The organism is Paenibacillus sp. alder61 (assembly GCF_020179875.1).
GTDB lineage: Bacteria > Bacillota > Bacilli > Paenibacillales > Paenibacillaceae > Fontibacillus > Fontibacillus faecis.
Genome location: NZ_JAIUDG010000002.1, coordinates 67,448 through 83,182, shown reverse-complemented (window position 1 = coordinate 83,182; position 15,735 = coordinate 67,448). Strand labels below are relative to the sequence as shown.

Annotated in this window: 14 protein-coding genes; 6 read left to right on the top strand and 8 right to left on the bottom strand. The window is 54.2% G+C overall.

Going from position 1 to position 15,735, the window contains the following annotated elements; all coding sequences use genetic code 11:
• Positions 1-2: 2 nt before the first annotated feature.
• The 7 genes from LBW89_RS02290 to LBW89_RS02260 form a co-directional block, all read right to left on the bottom strand.
• Entirely contained in the window at positions 3-971 is a 969-nt protein-coding gene (locus LBW89_RS02290) for a GNAT family N-acetyltransferase (protein WP_225038346.1), read from the bottom strand.
• Between the two features lie 43 nt (positions 972-1,014).
• Positions 1,015-2,211 carry an anhydro-N-acetylmuramic acid kinase gene (locus tag LBW89_RS02285; RefSeq protein WP_225038345.1) on the bottom strand — a complete coding sequence of 399 codons (1,197 nt, stop codon included), beginning with the start codon at positions 2,209-2,211 and terminating at the stop codon, positions 1,015-1,017.
• Positions 2,208-3,068 (bottom strand): carbohydrate ABC transporter permease, encoded by an 861-nt coding sequence (locus LBW89_RS02280; protein ID WP_148452112.1) that lies wholly within the window; start codon positions 3,066-3,068, stop codon positions 2,208-2,210. The genes LBW89_RS02285 and LBW89_RS02280 overlap by 4 nt, the downstream gene beginning before the upstream one ends.
• Positions 3,069-3,083: 15 nt before the next feature.
• The gene (locus tag LBW89_RS02275; RefSeq protein WP_148452110.1) at positions 3,084-4,004 is read right to left on the bottom strand and encodes a carbohydrate ABC transporter permease; all 921 of its coding nucleotides are present in this window, start codon (positions 4,002-4,004) and stop codon (positions 3,084-3,086) included.
• A gap of 85 nt (positions 4,005-4,089) precedes the next feature.
• Positions 4,090-5,523: an ABC transporter substrate-binding protein gene (locus LBW89_RS02270; protein WP_225038344.1), complete on the bottom strand. Its 1,434-nt coding sequence runs from the start codon at positions 5,521-5,523 to the stop codon at positions 4,090-4,092.
• A gap of 31 nt (positions 5,524-5,554) precedes the next feature.
• Positions 5,555-6,469 carry an N-acetylmuramic acid 6-phosphate etherase gene (gene murQ, locus LBW89_RS02265; protein ID WP_148452106.1) on the bottom strand — a complete coding sequence of 305 codons (915 nt, stop codon included), beginning with the start codon at positions 6,467-6,469 and terminating at the stop codon, positions 5,555-5,557.
• 212 nt (positions 6,470-6,681) lie between these two features.
• On the bottom strand, positions 6,682-7,551 hold the full coding sequence (locus LBW89_RS02260; RefSeq protein WP_148452713.1) for a MurR/RpiR family transcriptional regulator: 870 nt from the start codon (positions 7,549-7,551) through the stop codon (positions 6,682-6,684).
• Between the two features lie 314 nt (positions 7,552-7,865).
• On the opposite strand from LBW89_RS02260, the gene LBW89_RS02255 reads away from it, so the two are divergent.
• A complete protein-coding gene (locus LBW89_RS02255) occupies positions 7,866-9,158 on the top strand; it encodes a 6-phospho-beta-glucosidase (RefSeq protein ID WP_148452104.1) in 1,293 nt (430 codons plus the stop codon).
• Between the two features lie 9 nt (positions 9,159-9,167).
• Complete coding sequence (locus LBW89_RS02250; protein ID WP_148452102.1) at positions 9,168-10,181, top strand: N-acetylglucosamine kinase; 1,014 nt, start codon at positions 9,168-9,170, stop codon at positions 10,179-10,181.
• A 79-nt stretch (positions 10,182-10,260) separates the two neighbouring features.
• Here LBW89_RS02250 and LBW89_RS02245 read toward each other — a convergent pair whose 3' ends face one another.
• Complete coding sequence (locus LBW89_RS02245; RefSeq protein ID WP_148452100.1) at positions 10,261-11,304, bottom strand: HD-GYP domain-containing protein; 1,044 nt, start codon at positions 11,302-11,304, stop codon at positions 10,261-10,263.
• A gap of 225 nt (positions 11,305-11,529) precedes the next feature.
• Here LBW89_RS02245 and LBW89_RS02240 point away from each other — a divergent pair, with 225 nt between their 5' ends.
• The 4 genes from LBW89_RS02240 to LBW89_RS02225 are packed head-to-tail and all read left to right on the top strand — an operon-like array spanning position 11,530 to position 15,725.
• Positions 11,530-13,143, top strand: coding sequence for a spore germination protein (locus LBW89_RS02240; protein ID WP_148452098.1), 1,614 nt, complete (start codon positions 11,530-11,532; stop codon positions 13,141-13,143).
• Positions 13,143-14,348, top strand: a complete 1,206-nt coding sequence (locus LBW89_RS02235) for a Ger(x)C family spore germination protein (RefSeq protein WP_148452096.1) — start codon at positions 13,143-13,145, stop codon at positions 14,346-14,348. The genes LBW89_RS02240 and LBW89_RS02235 overlap by 1 nt, the downstream gene beginning before the upstream one ends.
• A gap of 15 nt (positions 14,349-14,363) precedes the next feature.
• On the top strand, positions 14,364-14,579 hold the full coding sequence (locus LBW89_RS02230; protein ID WP_148452094.1) for a hypothetical protein: 216 nt from the start codon (positions 14,364-14,366) through the stop codon (positions 14,577-14,579).
• A gap of 24 nt (positions 14,580-14,603) precedes the next feature.
• Positions 14,604-15,725 carry a GerAB/ArcD/ProY family transporter gene (locus LBW89_RS02225; protein WP_225038343.1) on the top strand — a complete coding sequence of 374 codons (1,122 nt, stop codon included), beginning with the start codon at positions 14,604-14,606 and terminating at the stop codon, positions 15,723-15,725.
• The last annotated feature ends 10 nt before the right edge of the window (positions 15,726-15,735 follow it).

Here is a 15,735-nt window from a genome sequence, read left to right as displayed (position 1 = left end):
CGCTAGAACTCCCTTCTCATGACCGCAAATGTTTTGACCTTCCGAAATCCCGCCTTCTCGTAAATCCGCATCGCCGGATTCGTCATGCCGGTAAACAACGACATGTAATCCGTCCCGATCTGTTGAAATGCCTCGCATAGTTTGAAAAATAAAACGCTGCCCAGGCCATGGCCTTCGTGCGCGGGGTGAACCCCGATGCCAACGAAAAAGCCGCGGCCGTTCTCCTGCCGGACGACCGGGCCGGCAAAGCCCGCGGCCTTTCCGTTCAAGGCCGCGATCACCAGCGGCTCGCCGGCTTCGGCGTACTCGGGAATCTCCCGCTTCCACAGCGGATTGTCGAAGCCGTCCAGCATCTCCGCAAGCCCGTCGTGCCGCCGGGGATCATAAAGTTCGACCCGGTATCCGGCTTCGGCCGCCTTTCGCTCCTTGGCCCGGATATCCTCCGGGATCGCAAATTCGCCGAGCGGCAAATACATACCGCATTCCCGCGCCCGTTCCGCATACCCCTCGCGGAGCAAAAAGCCGTGCAGCCCGCTCCCCGCCGGGACGCCGGGCGCATTGTTGTGCTCATGCCGCGGCGTATCCGGAATGTACCACGGCAGTTGCATCGGATTAAAAAACAGCACTTCGGCCTGCTTTTTGCCCAAACTCCGGAAACGCCGCTCCAGGGCTGCCAACAGCCCTCTGTAGTTCTCCTCCGTTTGAAACTCATCGTCCAGCACGATGCAAGTCAAATAACCCGCGGTTTCTCCGAGCGGCAAGTCGTCACCCGTGCACCCGCAGGCAAATCCCCGGACCGTTCCTCTTTGATCCAGCATCACCCATGCCGCCTCGGGGTCAAAATAGCGGCTGTCCGTAAAGATGCCTCTAAAACTTTGCTCGGTCAGCTCTTTATAACCGTCCCGCACCGCTTCCCGGTTCCATAGCTCGATAACCCCGGGGATGAAGCGGTCTTCCCACGTCATCAGCATGACGCGATCCCCCCTGCCTGGTTTGGTTTTGACCTGCCGGCCTTTAATAACTGATCTTGCCCATCACCACGGGGCGCTCCGCCCCGGTCACGCCGGGCAGATTATTCGTCCGCCCGGCCAGCGTATAGCCGGCAAGCAGCGCGAAAGCCACCGCCTCTTTGGCGTCGCTGTTCCAGCCCATCTCCTCCTGGGTCCGCACCGCGACGTTCATCGGCGCCATCTCGGCGTTCAAAAAATCCATCAGCACGGGATTGTAGCTTCCGCCGCCTCCGACGACCAGCGCGTCCGCCGGATAGCGGTCGCGGACGAAGCGGCGGTAAGCCTCGCCGATCGTCCACGCGGTCAACCGCGTCACCGTCGCCACGAGGTCTTCGGCCGAAAGGCCGTGCCGCTCCCGGTAGTCCAGCAATCGATCGATATAGGGCGCTCCGAACAACTCCCTCCCGGTCGATTTGGGAATCGGCCGGGAATAATAGGGCTCCCGCTGCAACTCCCGAAGCAGCCCGTCATGGATGCGCCCGCGCTTGGCCATGTCTCCTCCGGCATCCATCGTCTGCCTGCCCAGAGTCAGCCGGGACACGATCCCGTCGATCAGCATGTTGCCGGGGCCCGTATCGAAGGCGTAAACCTGTTCCTCCCGGCAGCCCGCCGGAAGGACGGTCATGTTGCCGATGCCACCGATATTTTGCAGCAGCAAGGTCCGGTGTTCTTCCCGGTAAAGCAAATACTCCGTAAAGGGAACGAGCGGCGCCCCCTGCCCGCCGACGGCCATGTCGGCGACGCGGAAATCGCAGACGCAGGGAATGCCCGTCCGGGCCGCGATGACGGCCCCTTCCCCGATTTGCACTGTATAACGCAAATCGAAGCCCTCCCTGACGTGCGATTCCGGCGCATGGTGGATCGTCTGCCCGTGCGAACCGATCCAGGCGATCTCGCCGGGCGTCAGTCCCGCCCTGCGGATCACCGCCAGAGCCGCCTCCGCGAACAGTTCGCCCAGCCAAACGTTCAACCGGCCGACGCGGTCGATCGTCGCTTGTTGCGGATCAAATAACGCAAAGATCTCTTTCCTGGCTGGAGCGGGGTACGGAACGTTCTCGAACGCCACGAGCCGGACTTGCGGTTTCTGATCCGGCTCCCCGCGGATTTCCACCACCGCCGCGTCGATCCCGTCGACGGAGGTGCCGGACATGAGTCCCACGGCATAGCGGGTGCCGACGTCCGTCGCGCTTCGCCCGTTCATCCTTTCACCGCCCCTACGGTAACGCCTTCCAGGAAGTATTTTTGCAGGCTGAAGAACAGGACGAACATCGGTATCGCCGAAATGGCGGCCCCCGCCATCATCGGGGCGAAATACGTCGTATTGGCAAAACGGAAGTTTTTCAGTCCGACTTGAATGGTCTGCATATCCATTGTGTTGGTAACCAGGAACGGCCAAAAGAAGGTGTTCCAGCTATCCATAAACGTAAGGATCGCCATCACCGCCATCACCGTTTTGGACAGCGGCACGATCACGCGGATGAAAATCTGGAACTGGTTGCACCCTTCCACCTTGGCGCATTCCAGAATTTCATTCGGAATCGACGACATGAACTGTTTGGCCAGAAAAATGTTATAGACCGTCACGATCCCCGGCAGGATAAGCGCGCTGTACGTATTCTGAATCTGGAACACATTCACGATCAAAATGTAAAGCGGCACCTGGGTAACTTGATAAGGAATCATCATCGCGCAGAGCAAAATAAAGAACAGCACGTTTCTTCCTTTAAACCGGATTTTGGAGAACGCGTATCCGGCCAAGGTAGCAAACACTACATTGAATACCGTGACACTGCCCGCGACGATCAGCGAGTTCAGCAGCCAGCGGTAGGAATATTCGCTGTAATCGAAGAAGAACTTGTAGGAATCCAGTGAAATCTTGGTCGGCCAAAGCGTATAGCTTAGAGCGCCGGCTTCCACCGGATCGCCGAAGGAGGAAATAATCATGAAATAGATCGGAAACAGGGTGGCGAGCGCGAAGAGCACAAGCACGATGATCATGAAGGTGTTGCGGGCAAACTTTACGCCTTTGTGTCCGGTATGATTACTGTATAGCGCCATCGTTCTCTCCTCCCCCTAGTACTCAACGTCGTTGCCGAGAAATTTGAATTGGATCAGGGAAATACCGGCGATAATCACCGTCAAAATCAAGGATTGTGCTGCGGCTTTGCCAAACTCGAAGTATTTGAACGCGTTGTCGAAGATCAACAGTCCGACCATCGTCGTCGCGTTGTCCGGGCCTCCGCCCGTCATCAGATAAGCGTTCTGGAAAACCTGGAACGAGCCGATGACGCCGGTCACGAGCAGGAACAAGGTGGTCGGCTTAAGGCACGGGATCACGATGTACCACAGCTTTTGAAAAAAAGAAGCCCCGTCCAAATCCGCCGCTTCGTAATAGCTTGTATCGATGCCGAGCAGTGCGGCGAGATAAATAATGATACTGGTGCCGTGGCTTGACAGCCAGGCCATCAGCACGAGGGAGAACATGGCCGTCGCGCTCGATCCCAACCAGTTCTGGTTGGCGATGCCGAACACGCTCAGCAATTGGTTCAAGATCCCCGTGGTCATCGGATCGAAAATCCACAGCCAGACGACCGATAGAGCGACCCCCGATGCGACGGCGGGCAGGTAGTAAACCGCTTTAAACGTCGTTTGCAGTCCCTTTTTAAATGGAAGAATCATGATCGCGACGGCAAAGGACAGAAACAGGGATACCGGGACGGTCAAGGCCGTATATACCACGGTATTCGTGATGGACTTCCAAAAGAGCGAATCTTTGAAGGTGTTTACGTAATTGTCAAAGCCGATGAACACCGAGCCGAGCGGCCGGTACTCCTGAAAGCTGATAATAAAGGCGCTGACCACGGGATAGGCGGTAAACATGGCGTAGACGACCAGCGCCACGGCGATAAACGCGTAAGCCCAAGCGCCGTCCCCTTTCCATTTGCGCTTCTTGCCGATCTTGGGTGGATTCTGTGCTTTTGCCAAGTGAGCCATAATGTCCAAACTCCTTCTCCAACCGTTTTGCGAAAAAAGGATCGGGCAGCCGGATCGGTTTTACGCGACTGCCCGATGGGTAGGACTAATCGTTTACAATTCCGTCTTGACCGAAGGTACCGATCGCCTCGGCCTTAACCGCTTCGTACATTTCCTCCGGCGTGATTTCGTTCGCCAGAAGCGCCTGCAGCTTCGGAATAATCACGGCGTCCTCGATCTTGATCGCTTTGGCGCCAAGGTCGACCGGGATGTCCGGCCGGGCCGGATTTGCATGCGAGAGCATCGTTTCCACGGCGGCCACATTGTCCGGATTCCGGTCAACCGTCATGCTCTTGGCCGCTTCTCTTCCGCTCTTCGTGATATGGGCGGCGAAGAGATCGTTGTTCGTCGTGGCCGCCACCTTGCCGCTCGCGAGGAAATACGCGGCTTTTACCACATTCGCCTTATGCTCGGCGGTCGGCTCTTTTTTGCCGCGGAAGGTTACATAACCGTCAACCACGGTGCTGGAAATCGGCTCTTCGCCCAGGAAGGTCGGTACCGGCAGGACGATATATTCCACCGGGATGCTGCCTTGGACGGCGCTTCCGTCATTGGCTTTGAGCTTTTCGTTGTTCTTTTTGGCGGAGTTTTCAAAGGTGGCGAGCCCTTTCCCGGTAATCATCGTCTGGCCCGTGAGGAACATATTCCAACGTTTCCCGGCATCGACGGAGCTGAGCTCCTTCGGCATCGAGCCGTCGTCGATGAGTTGCCGGATCGCCTTCAGCACTTCCAGGAAGTTTTTGCTGGTGTAGGCATATTTCAAATCTTTGTCGAAAGCGGCGGGCATTCCCGCGTTTTTAATCAAAATGTTCAAGTAATCCTTCGCGGTGACGCCGGCGGTAGCAAACACGAATCCGTACCGTTTCGTGGTATTGCCTTCCTTGACGACACCTTTTTTGATCGCTTCCCGGAATTCCTCGTAAGTCCATCCGTTTTTCTGCACGTTTTTCCAGTCGATGCCGGCGGCTTCCAGGTACTCTTTATTTCCGCCCAGCGCGTGTACTTCCATATAAGCGGGGAACCCGTAGAGCCCTTCGCCTTTCTTCATATATTCCAGCGGCGCGGGATCAAAATCGGCGATCATTTCCGGGGTCGCGGTGTCGGTGATATCCATCAGCATCCCCTGTTGAACGTACTTGGAAATCCCATCCGAGCCAATGAAAGCGATATCAGGAGGACTTCCCGCATTGACCTGCGTGTCGAGCTTCTGGGTCATATCCTCCCAGCTGGCAGGTTCGATTTTCAAAGTAAGATTCGGGTAGAGCGCATTAAAGTCTTTCTCCATTTGGGCAAAATTGTTCTGAAATTCCCCCGAAACCGGTGGAAGCAGCGCGGTAATGGTATCTTTCGCTTCCCCGTTCCCGGCTTTTGCAGCGTTTGCGCCGCCGCCTTCGTTACTTTTGGGCCCGCAAGCGGTCAAGGTGGTAAGTAGCATAGAGAAAGCCAACAGTGAAGTCAGGACATGCGTTTTTCTTTTCATTTGAAAATCCTCCCCCCGGGTTATCGAACGGTTATCTTACTTGATTGGTTGTGCGGATCGCGGATTTCAGGTTCCCTTCGCTTTCTTCAAGAACCCGCTCCGCCTGGACCGCGTCCAGTCCGGTTTTGATCATCAAGATCGCCAGTTTGCAATTCATGGACGCCTTCGCCAAATATTCGGCCGCCGTATCCGGATCGACTCCGGTAGCGATCCGGATAATCCGGATCGAACGGTCATAGAGCTTTTTGTTGCTGGCCTTCAGATCCACCATTAAGTTGTTGTAAGTCTTCCCCAGCTTAACCATCGTGCAGGTTGTCAGCATGTTCAGCACCAGCTTCTGGGCCGTGCCCGCTTTCAGCCGCGTCGATCCCATAATCACTTCGGGGCCGACCACGGGCGCGATGCAGATATCGCATACCTCCTCCAACCGGGATCCCTTGTTATTGACGATCCCGATCGTGACCGCCCCCAACTCGGCGGCTTTCTTCAGTCCGGCAATGACAAAGCTGGCCGAACCGCTGGCCGAAATGCCGATCACGGCATCCCGCGATGTCACGCCGACGCGCTCAATTAAAGCTATCCCCTCCTCCGCGCTGTCTTCAAAACCTTCAACGGCTACTCTTAATGCCATGTCTCCCCCGGCGATATGCCCTTGCACCAAGGCGGGATCGACACCGAAAGTAGGCGGACATTCGGAGGCATCCAGCACACCCAGTCTACCCGAGGTACCTGCTCCTATATAAAACATTCTGCCACCCTGCTTAAGCACGTGATGGAGAATATCCACCGCCCTGACGATTTGTGGGATTTCCGCAGCCACCGCAGCAGGAACCTTGGCATCCTCCTGATTGAGCAGCCGGAGCATTTGCTCGGTCGTGCACTCGTCAATCATTAGCGTGTCGGGGTTGATTCCTTCTGTGGTCAGTCCTGCAAAGTATTGTTCCATGGCCGATTCATTCTCCTCACTGGTGAATTGGGACCTCAATTCTTGGTTTTATATTAATTGGGCAAACCTGACGCCGTCAATAGTTTTTGAAATAAAATTTTATGATGTAATATTTTTTTGTTTTTTTAATTCGTCCATGAGATAAAAAAAGCCGTCCTTCCGTCATCCGAGATGACTTCGGGACAGCCCATAACTCTGCCGATTACACAGGTTTATTTCCGGCTTCTATGTTTGAAGGCGAGAATATTGTGCGTTTTTGTGAGGAACTTCTTTACGTTCTGATACTCCGCGCTCGCCACGCCGGCGAACAAAATGTCGATGACGGTAAGCATGGCGATTCTTGAGCCCATGGCTCCGCTGCGCATCGTCACTTCGGGCGTTGAAATCCCCAGAAGAATATCCGCCTTGTCGGCCAGTTCGCTCTTGTTGTACCGGGTAATCGCAATCGTGCTGACTTTGTTCTTCTTCGCCACTTCCAGCGTGTCCAGAATTTCGGCCGTATCGCCCGAATTGGAAACGAAAATGGCGACATCGCCCTTGCCCAGCAAGGTCGCCGCCGTAAGCTGGCTGTGCGCGTCGATGTAGGCGTGGCACATTTTGTTGATCCGCGAAAATTTTTGCTCGCCGTCCTGACAGATTAACCCCGAGGCGCCCACGCCGAAGAAGACGATGCGGTTGCTCGCCCGAAGCGCTTTGACGGCCCGGTCCACCTCGTTCCTGTCCAAAACGCTGAGGGTATCTTCTATCGATTTCATGTTGTTCCGCGAAATATTCGAAATAATGGTGTTGAGGTCGTCCCCGGGCTGAATGTCGGTGTAACCGTCCTTCCGGTCCTCATCCATGGAGCCGACGGCGGCGGAAATACTCACGATGAAGTTGCGGTACCCGCTGTAGCCCATCGTTTTGCAGAACCGCAGGACGGAAGCGTCGCTGGTCTTGCTCAAACGGGCCAGGCTTTTGATCGACAAATGCGGAATTTCTTCCGTATTGGCCAAGATGTACTCCGCCACCAACCGCTCTACCGGTGTCAAGTTCTCTTTCATTTCCCGGATTTTGATCAGGATATTATCATTAATCGCCATCGCAGCTTCCCTACTCACTTCATTGATTTCTCTTACTTTATGAACTCCAGATCCTCCAAATCATAGAAAGCGGCTTCTGCCAAAACCTTACGTCCCATGATATGCATTCATATCTTAAGCGCTTTTTGTGCAAAAAACAAGCGATTTCAGCTAAAATTCTGGAAATCGTGTCCTTTAATTTAAAATTTTATTTCAAAACTATTAACTCAATATAAAATTATTTTACGTTTTTTATTGTCGATTCTAAGAACCGCATGCTATAATAGCCGCGAAAAGTTTGGAAGTTCACGTCATAACAACAAAGGATGGTTTCCATGCACAAAAAGTTAAAAATCTCCATTATTGGAGCGGGAAGCACCTACACGCCCGAATTGATCGAGGGCATCCTCAAGCGCAAGGAGTCGCTCCCGATCACGGAACTGGTTCTCATGGACATTGACGCCCGCAAGCTTGATATTGTAGGCCGCCTCTGCGAACGGATGATTCTGGCCGAGCAACTGACCTGCCGTGTCGTCAGAACGGCGGATCTGGACGAAGCGCTTCGGGATGCCGATTTTGTGCTGGGGCAAATTCGTGTCGGAAAGCTGGCCGCCCGAATCCTCGACGAGAAGATTCCGCTCAAATACAATCTAATCGGGCAGGAAACCTGCGGTATCGGAGGTTTTTTCAAAGCGATGCGAACCATACCGGTCATGCTGGGGATCGCGCAGCGGATGAAGGAACTGTGTCCGGACGCCTGGCTGATCAATTTCTCCAATCCCGCCGGCATTCTTACGGAAGCTCTGCTGAATCACAGCGAGATAAACATGCTGGGGCTGTGCAACGTTCCTTTCAACATGTTTAAGAGTATTCGTGAAACCTTGCAGTTGGACCACCCGGAGATCACGTATTTGGGACTCAATCACCTCAGTTGGATCACCGCGATTGAACAAGATGGTAAGGATTATCTCAAACAGGCGCTCGAGATGGGCTTGAACAGCGAGGCGATGAAGAATATTCCTTCGAGCGGGTTCAGCAAGGAATTGATTCAAATGGTCGGGGCCATCCCATCCTCCTATCTCGAATACTATTATTTCAAGAACAAAAAGCTGGACCTTCTCCGCTCAAGCGAACTGAGCCGCGGAGAAAAATGCGTGCAGATCGAAGAAGAACTCCTGCAAATCTACTCCGACGCCGCGCTGCATACCAAGCCCGAGCTGCTGTCCTCCCGGGGCGGGGCCAATTATTCCGAAGTCGCGATCAGCCTGGTGGATGCCATTTACAACGACAAGCAGGAAGTTCACGTCGTGAATGTATTGAATCACGGAGCGCTTGATTTCATGGAAGATACGGATGCCGTGGAAGTCCGGGCGGTCATTGGACGGGACGGGGCCAAGCCCATCAAAGTGGAGGGCTTTGAGAACCGGCATATCATCGACTATATGCGCATGGTCAAAGCCTACGAGCGCGAGACCGTGACCGCGGCCGTGACGGGAAGCGAAGACGCCGCGATGCGGGCCCTGCTCATGAATCCGCTGGTCGGCGATTACGATGCGGCCTACGCCTGCTTCCAGGAGTTGAAAGAAGCGCACAAAGCTTATTTGCCTCAATTTTATCCCGAAAGCTAGGTTCCGGCCATGAATAACAAATATGTGATCGGCGTGGACGGCGGGAACAGCAAGACGGATTATTTTCTGTTTGACCTGGACGGCAATTATATCGATCATCTTCATACCGGCACGTGCAGCCACGAACGGTTCCCCGACGGATATGCCGGTGCCGAACGGGCCATGAAAGACCAACTTCATCAGTTGCTGGCCTCCCACGGGTTGAGCCCGCAGACGATTACCGCCGGTTCCTTTGGCTTGGCGGGGGCGGATATCCCCCCGCAGAAAGCCAGACTGAACGAAGTTGTCCGGCGGCTGGGAATGACGCACTTTGCGCTCGATAACGATGCCTTTCTCGGGATTAAGGCGGGGAGTGAAAAAGGCTACGGCGTCTGCTCCATCAACGGGTCGGGGATGTCCACTGCAGGGATATCCCCTGCCGGGGAACGCCTGCAGATCGGCGGGGTCGGCAGCGAGCTGTCCGGCGACGAAGCCGGCGGGTTCTATTTGGCCAGGCGCGTATTGCGGGCGGTGTACGACTTCTTGTACCGGCTCGGTCCCGAGACGGCCATGACCGAGCCGGTCATGGAACTGCTGCGCATTCCATCCAAAGCCGGTTATATCGAAACCGTGCTGGAAGGCTCGGTAAAGCGAAGCTTACCCACGACGGAACTGGTTCAGATTTTGTTCCGCGCCGCCGATCAAGGGGATTCCGCGGCGCTTGAGATCGTTGACCGCTCGGCGGAGCAGCTTGCCCGCTCCGCCGCGGGCTGCCTGAAGCATTTGAATTTCGATGACGATCAGGAAGTCGACGTCGTTTTGGCCGGTTCCGTATGGGTCAAGGTCGAGAGTCCGTTGCTGTTCGACAGCTTCAGGCGTAAGATGGAACAATTTACCCGGGTTCCGTGCCGTTATACTTTCCTCCAGGTTCCTCCGGCTGCCGGTGCCGTCCTCTGGGCGTTGGAACTGGCGGAGGGATCCCCCGTGAAACCGGAGCTGCGCCGCAAGGTTATCGAGCATATCCAGGGCGTGCAGCTCTCCTAACGATATCGAAAGTTCATTCTAAAACAGCCGGTTACCGCTTTGTAGCGGTAACCGGCTGTTCGTCTTTTTCCAAAAGTTATCACATAAAAATTTCTTCCAGGGTCAGTTGGCGCTCGACGGATAGGTCGAGGAACTGTTCGTTCACCTTCACCAAAGGCCGGAAATAATCGCTCGGATTGTTCCAGACGATCATCGCGGTCTCCCCGTTGCTCAGACGGGCGTGCTTACCCACAAAATGCGGAAGCAAATGGCGAACGAGCGCCTGCACGACCTTCTCGTTCAGTTCCCCGAAGCCAAGCTCGTACACCTCGCGGAGCACGGCCAACAGCCCCGGCCGGCCTTTCAACCGGTCCGGCGCCGTCATCTCGACGTACATGTTGGCGACCGCCACAATTTTGGAATAAGGATGAATCTCTTCCGCCTTAAGCCCTTGCGGGAAGCCGGTCCCATCCTCACGTTCGTGATGCTGCAGCGCGACGAGCGCGGGCACCTCGTCAGGCATGGAATCGCGGATAATCTCATAGCCATAGCGGGTATGCCGCCGCATCTCATCCAACTGCGCCTCGTTCAACGGTCCGGTGTGATTGCGCAGTTCCTGGCGGATTTTGCTTTTACCGATATCATGAAGGCAGCCCGCCTTGCTGATCTCATAGCACTCGTCCCGGCTGTAGCCGAGCCAGGATGCGATGTAGTACGACAACAACCCAACTTGCAGGGCATGGTTGTAAAGGTTGACGTCTTCTTCACCGAACGTAATCAGCAGGGAGACGACATCCTTCTTCTGGTCGATGATTTCCAGCATCGGCTTCAGCTTGTCATCCACCATCGATTGATTAAATTTCCCGGTGGTCAGCGCCTCCAGAAATATGGACTGATAGCCTTTCACTGTGGAATCGAAATTATCCTTCAGCAGCTTCTGAAAATCGGATCGATCCAGCTGGGAAAGGACCGTACCGTCCTCCCTAAGCTCGATATCGACATAATCGATGCTATGCCGAATCAGAAGTGCAATTTCTTCCTTATGTATACTTGTTCCCTTTGGCAGAACGTGTAGACCGGCGTTATTAAAGACGTCCGTCTTTAATCGGTCCCCGTCCTGCAGCTCCATGACGTGGGTTCTCACGAAAGGCCCCCTTCCTTCTCATCTCTACTTCGGTTCTCTCCATCTGCGATTCTTGATGTCACGCCCAACAGGCCGATGTATTCAGGCTATATCATAAATATCGATCAAATGACCCCATAATTAAATAGTTCCAAAGTCTGTATTTAAATCGGTCGAAAAGAATAATTTTCCTGCTTCCCGCAAATCTTTATAGTGTCAACCTGCGTGAAAAGGAGGTCTCTCGTCTTGCCATTTTGGAGAAAAAAACGACAGGCGCGGCACGGCGGCACGAAAGATTCAAATCAGGAAGCCGCGGCCAAAGGGAATAAAGCGGGTCCCTCTTCTGCTTCGAATCCAGAACATGCTTCGGGCGACGCCAGCCTGAGTCGGCGTCTGGACCGGATTCAACAGCAGCTCGATCTATGCTCCGATGTCATCTACAGGCAATTTGTTCTCGGCACCGGCCAGGCGTGCGTGCTGATTTACCTGCGCGGGATGATCAGCCAACCGTCAGTCCAAAACTTTATTATGAGGAGTCTCCAGGCAGAGGCCAAAGAACTGGAAGGGGACGACATTTACCGCTTTTTGCTGGATGATAAGGGACTGGCGGTTTCTCAAAATAAAGTGGTTACGGACCTTAACGCGGCACTGGACGCGGTGCTGGATGCCGGCGCCCTGCTGATCGTGGATGGAGACCCGCGGATGCTGACCTTTTCCATTTCAGCCTATCCGACGCGTTCCGTCAGCGAAGCCCCGAACGAATCCGTCATCCGCGGGCCGCGGGAAGCGTTCATCGAGGATCTGGAGATCAATCTTACCTTATTGCGCAGACGGCTTAAAAATATAAACTTCAAATGCGAAGCGCTTAAAGTCGGGACCGAAACGAAAACCGATATCGTCGTTGCCTTTATCCGGGACGTGGCCAAGCCCGGCATGGTTGACGAGGTGAAGCGGAGACTGTCCTACATCGACATCGACGGGGTGTTGGGCGCTTCCTATCTGGAGGAAGCGATTGAGGATAATCCCTATTCCCCCTTCCCCCAAATGCAGTATACCGAAAGACCTGATGTGGTTGCCGCCTCATTGCTGGAAGGGCGGATCGCCATCATAGTCGACGGAACACCGATAGTATTGCTGATCCCGGTCACTTTGTCGATGCTGCTTCAGTCGGCTGAAGATTACTATCAAAGATTTGTAGCGGCGACATGGATTCGTTGGATACGTTACATCTTCGTGCTCGTGTCCCTTTTGCTGCCTTCCCTATATATCGCGATCACCACATTTCATCCGGAAATGATTCCGTCGCAGCTTCTTTATACGCTTGCCGCTTCCCGGGAAATCGTGCCCTTCCCGGCGCTGCTCGAGGCCTTTATTATGGAGCTCGCTTTTGAGGCGCTGCGCGAAGCGTCCATTCGGATTCCCAAGGCGATCGGACAGGCCGTCTCCATTATCGGCGCGCTGATTATCGGAACCGCGGCGGTGGAAGCGGGGATCGTGTCGGCGGCTATGGTCATTATCGTGTCGTTGACCGGGATCGCCTCCTTTATTATTCCGCACTTTGACCTGGGGCTGGCTTTTCGGCTGCTGCGGTTTCCCATCATGTTTTTGGCTTCATTGTTCGGTCTGTACGGCATCGCCTGCGGGCTGATTCTGATCTACATCCACTTGATCAACTTGAGATCTTTCGGCGAACCTTATATGGCTCCCCTCGCCCCTTTGGTCAATAGCGATTTGAAGGATACGCTGGTTCGAGCCCCTTGGTGGCACATGCGCAAGCGCCCCCCGCTAACTACCAAGAACCATACTCGGCAAACCAACGACTCCAGGGGCTGGGCGAAAAAAAAGGGTGAGGGAAATTGATGATCCATAACAGATACAAGAACATAAGGTTGGCGTTCACCACCGGCCTGGCGATCGTCATACTGATCGTAACCGGGGGCTGCTGGTCCTCCAAGGAGATCAACAGCCGCGCGTTTGCCCTGACCATGCTGATAGACCGGACCGAAAACGGAGAGTTCGAGCTGACGATCGGCTTCCCGCTGCCCAACCGGATGATTCCCGGGCAAGCCGGCGGATCTGGACAAGCCAAGGGGGAACCTTTCTCTTTTATCACCAAACGGGCATCCAACATCGGCGAAGCGCTTCGGGAAATTCAGGTGGATATGTCGCGGACCATCTCGTTCGGCCAAACCCGAATCATTATTGTCGGCCGCAGACTGGCGGAACAGGGGCTCGATCCCGTACTGGAGTTTGTCAACCGCCAGCCCGCCTTCCATCTCAGCGCGAATCTGTTCGTCACGCCCCAAAGTTTACGCGATATTAGCTATACTCCTTTAATTTTCGAACGATTCGTCTCGGATATTTTACGAAAATACATTAATCAGCATGTCACCCTGGACACGACGGTCAAAGACTTTATCATGGCCGGATATCAAGGCGGCGATATCCTGCTTCCTCTCCTGAGCTTCAGCAAGCAGCCCGAGGTTGAAGCCCAGACTTCCGAAAAGGAAAGATGGATGGGGACCGGTGGAGCCGCCATCTTCAGCAAAGGTAAAATGTCCAACGTGGAGCTGAATCCGCAGGAATTACGGGGGGCCCTCTGGATCAGTTCCCAGTTGACCTCCTCTATCGTCACGGTGAATTCTCCCTCCGGCGGGGAAGACATCAGCTGTGTCGCCCAAAATATCGGCACCAAACTGAAGCCCGTGATTCGCGGAGGAAAGGTCGCTTTTCAAGTCCTCAGCCAAGCCAGCGCGTATGTTCTTTCCTCCAACGCTTCGGTCGACCTGAAGGATCCCGATAAACTTGAAAAGATCGAAGACCTGATGGAACAAGACATCAAGGCCCGGTTGGAAAAGGTGCTGGCCAAAACGAGAAAGGCGCGGTCCGACGCTTTTTTGATGAGCCAATATCTCGATTGGAGATACCCGAAGGTCTGGAGGAAAATCGAGCCCGAGTGGCGGGAGTACTACGCAGCCGAATTGCCGATTGAGGTTAAAATCAAGATCAAGTTGGACCGAACCGGAGGCATCACCCGTTCGGTCACGCAAAACAACTACAAATAACGGGGGGATGATCAAATGCTCTGGATCGGAATATCGTTTGTGGTAATTATGGGATACCAATGGAACCAGCAGCGTAAAAAAGGAGGGGACCGGGCACACCGCCGGATCGTTCTGGCCGTCTCCTTCCTGCTGTTTCTATTGGCCGAAGTTCAATTTATGCTGAAAGACCGGTGGAATCTGCCGATGCTGTCCCAATCGATCAGTAAGACGGTGGAATCCTGGCTTTTTTGAATCCAAAATGCGGAGGCCGCTCACATGTATAAATCCGTTACTTCCAACCAAGTTTTTTCGCTTTATAATTTATACATCTTTACCACCGTCATCGCATTTCTTCTGGGCATTATGATTTCTGGCGGCGGTTATTCGGCTCCGGCGGCCATGGTTCTAGGCGCCTTTGTGGGACTGATCCTGGTTTACCCCGCCTATAAAATCGCATCTTCGAGGCCGGACGAATTTCTTGTCCAATACGGAAGCGAACTCGTGGGCCGCTGGCTGCATGTCTTGTTTATTACGATGATCATCGGTGCCCAGCTCCTGCTCGCGGCCGTAAACCTGCGTCAGTTATCCGACTTTCTGCTGTCCGTGTATTTGATCGGAACGCCGCCATGGGCGGTGGCCACCATCTTTTCCATCTGCATCGCCTACGCGGTTCGCAGCGGGGTGGACACGATTTTCCGCATCGCCCAAGGAATCTACCTGATCAGCGCCCTCGCTTTCATCGTCATCCCCATCCTGGCGATGCAGGAGATCCAAGGGGACATGCTGATCGCGCTGGTGACTCACTTATCTCTTCAAGATATCGGCTCCGGATCTTATTTGATGGCCGTCATGCTGGGAGAACTTGCCTATTTGTTTCTGGTTTTTCCCTATTTGAAAACTCCCAAAAAAGTGTATCGCACTTTCTTCTTCACCACGCTCAGCTCTTTGGTCATTATCTTGTCTCACACGATTCCGGTGCTGCTGACCTTCGGCCCGGAGCTGGGCGCGAACCTGACTTATCCCGACATGGAGCTGATTCGGTTTATTCGGGTAGGTTCTTTTATCGAGACGCTGGACCCTGTTCTGATTATCCTGTGGTTAACCAGCATTTTCGTCAAAATCTCCTTTATTATTTTCACGGCATCCTTATGCATTGCCCAGTTGACGGGGGTCAAGGATCACAAGCCTCTCACCTTGCCGGTTACCGCCTTTTCCGTTATTTTCTCCCTAACGATCGCCAAATCGCATACGGAGCTGACCAAGTTTTTGGTGGAGGGAACCGCTCCCGTGCTCATTGTCACGGAATTTCTGATTCCGTGGGTTTACTGGATCGCCGGAGCCGTACGGGGGTCCGGACGAAACGAAAAATCCGCCGACGGCAAGTCGGCGGATTCGTAAGCGAACGCTG